The sequence below is a fragment of the Chamaesiphon sp. OTE_20_metabat_361 genome (assembly GCF_031364565.1).
The window spans coordinates 1-1,885 of the sequence record NZ_JANLWO010000127.1; the positions used below are offsets into that span (position 1 = coordinate 1).

The 1,885-nt window shown below is 42.7% G+C and carries 3 protein-coding genes; all 3 read right to left on the reverse strand.

From position 1 onward, the window contains the following. Positions 1-131: 131 nt before the first annotated feature. Positions 132-803 (reverse strand): class I SAM-dependent methyltransferase, encoded by a 672-nt coding sequence (locus RMO35_RS03500; RefSeq protein WP_309738584.1) that lies wholly within the window; start codon positions 801-803, stop codon positions 132-134. A gap of 89 nt (positions 804-892) precedes the next feature. Beyond that, on the reverse strand, positions 893-1,126 hold the full coding sequence (locus RMO35_RS03505) for a type II toxin-antitoxin system HicB family antitoxin (RefSeq protein WP_309738587.1): 234 nt from the start codon (positions 1,124-1,126) through the stop codon (positions 893-895). Continuing rightward, complete coding sequence (locus tag RMO35_RS03510; RefSeq protein ID WP_309738589.1) at positions 1,119-1,427, reverse strand: type II toxin-antitoxin system HicA family toxin; 309 nt, start codon at positions 1,425-1,427, stop codon at positions 1,119-1,121. Before RMO35_RS03510 ends, RMO35_RS03505 begins: the two co-directional genes overlap by 8 nt. Between the last annotated feature and the right edge of the window lie 458 nt (positions 1,428-1,885).

The window sequence follows — 1,885 nt, forward strand, 5'->3', positions numbered from 1 at the left end:
AGCAGCGATCGAGACCAAATTGCCGGGACATTTAATGTGAGAATCAGTCCGAGTGTCACACACAATCCAAACCAAAATTTGCGATTTAACATTTAGCTTGACAAAAATAGCTGGCGGTTTATTATGATACCTTAGATCCGATCGATTATATTTTTTTGACGCTCGATCGTCCAGTGTAACTCGGATGTTTGGGATAATTTTACTTGTGTCAATCCGACTCGATCGATTAGCTCTCGGACTTCAACGAGTGTCAGTGCTGCTTTGAGTGAGTCCTGAAATAACTGTTGCTGCTGAGGATCGTAATTGCTCCCAAATTTAGCACCTAGCTCATTGACAACTCGATCGTTTTCTGGTCTGATTAAATCGCGAATTAAGATTGCCCCATCTAATTTGATGAGCCGTTTAATCTCCTGAAATAGTAAATATGGCTCGGGCAGATGATGGACTAAACTATTAGAAATTACCATGTCAAACTCTAGATCGGGATATGGCATCCGTTTGGAGTCTACCCGTTCCAATCTAATCCGCTGAGTTAGTTGCGCCGCTTCTACATTGCGTTGACCGATAATCAGCATCGATTGTGCCAAATCGATGGCTGTAAATAGATATTGGGGACGTTGTTGACACATCAAAATCGGGATCCGCGCCGTGCCAGTACCGATGTCCAAAACTTTGACAGCATGAGGATCGAGCGAGATCGCCTCTGTCGCAAATGCCGTATTCACAGCGGTAAAATCCATCGCATCATAAGCTGTCGCTTCTAACCAGGTATCCATGACTTCTGGCTCTAAAATTCTGTTCATCGGCTCTAGATGTATGTAATGTGGCAATCTTATCTTAGAAGATGAATGGATACATGCGAACGACCAGAGAAAATCGATCGAGTTTCGATCTAATCACTAGGCAATGGAATAGATTTACCTAATTCAAACACTGTTTCTAGCCATAACTCTCGCGCTTCATTGATATTTTTCAATGTTTCTTCGATCGTTTCTCCTTGAGTCAGACAGCCAGGTAAATCTTTGATCTCCGCAACGTAACCGCCATCTGGATCGATATGAAGTACGATCGGATAATTGAGCTTGAGATAATCTGCCAGCGTTCGTAACTCAACTGCGTTAGTCATTGCTATTTTCCTCTGGTTCTAATTCGACAACTACTGTGTCTAGTTCTAGATTGCTAGCAGTAAGGTTACTATTTAAGTCTAGCAGTTCGATAATCCGCTTCACATAAACTCTTTTGACTTTTTGATCGCTGACTTTAGGAATAACGATCGTTTGTCCATCGGGGTCTGAAAATGTATGATGACTACCCTTGGAACGCTGCTCCGTATATCCAAAAGCCTCAAGAAGATCAAGGACATCTGCAAATCTTACTTCTGGCGGCTGGCGCAGGAATAGCTCTATTAACTTTTCTAGTTTACCCACGATCGAGAAATGCTGTTAATTAGTGTGTTCTATTTTAATCGATCGAGCTACACCGTCTGAACTATGATTTTTAAGATTAACAGATAGACTAAGATTTAATCACAGTCAATCATTCTAATCACAGTTCGGACAATAATGTAGCTCGATTTAATTCGGTCGTGCCACAAATATTGCTAAACGTCTATTAACCCAAGTTGCTAGGTGTTTCGATCGCCAAACGTAGAAACATAAACTCGAATTTCTCGATAAATCGGGTGGATGGTAGTAACGATCGCCCATTGGTAACTTACATTCGGTCAGATCCGTTATGGTTCGATCGGGCGTCATATTCTGGTAGAATTCGGATGGTTTCTACTTAGTGGCATCAATGGCTTCAACTCGCGCACGCATCGCACTTGACGCAATGGGTGGTGATGATGCACCCGCCGCCATCGTCGCGGGGGCGATCCTAGCTCAAA

Excerpts from the sequence above, each read along its gene's own strand:
- RMO35_RS03505 (WP_309738587.1), bottom strand. The coding sequence starts at position 1,126 with ATGACTAACGCAGTTGAGTTACGAACGCTGGCAGATTATCTCAAGCTC.
- RMO35_RS03500 (WP_309738584.1), bottom strand. The coding sequence starts at position 803 with ATGAACAGAATTTTAGAGCCAGAAGTCATGGATACCTGGTTAGAAGCG.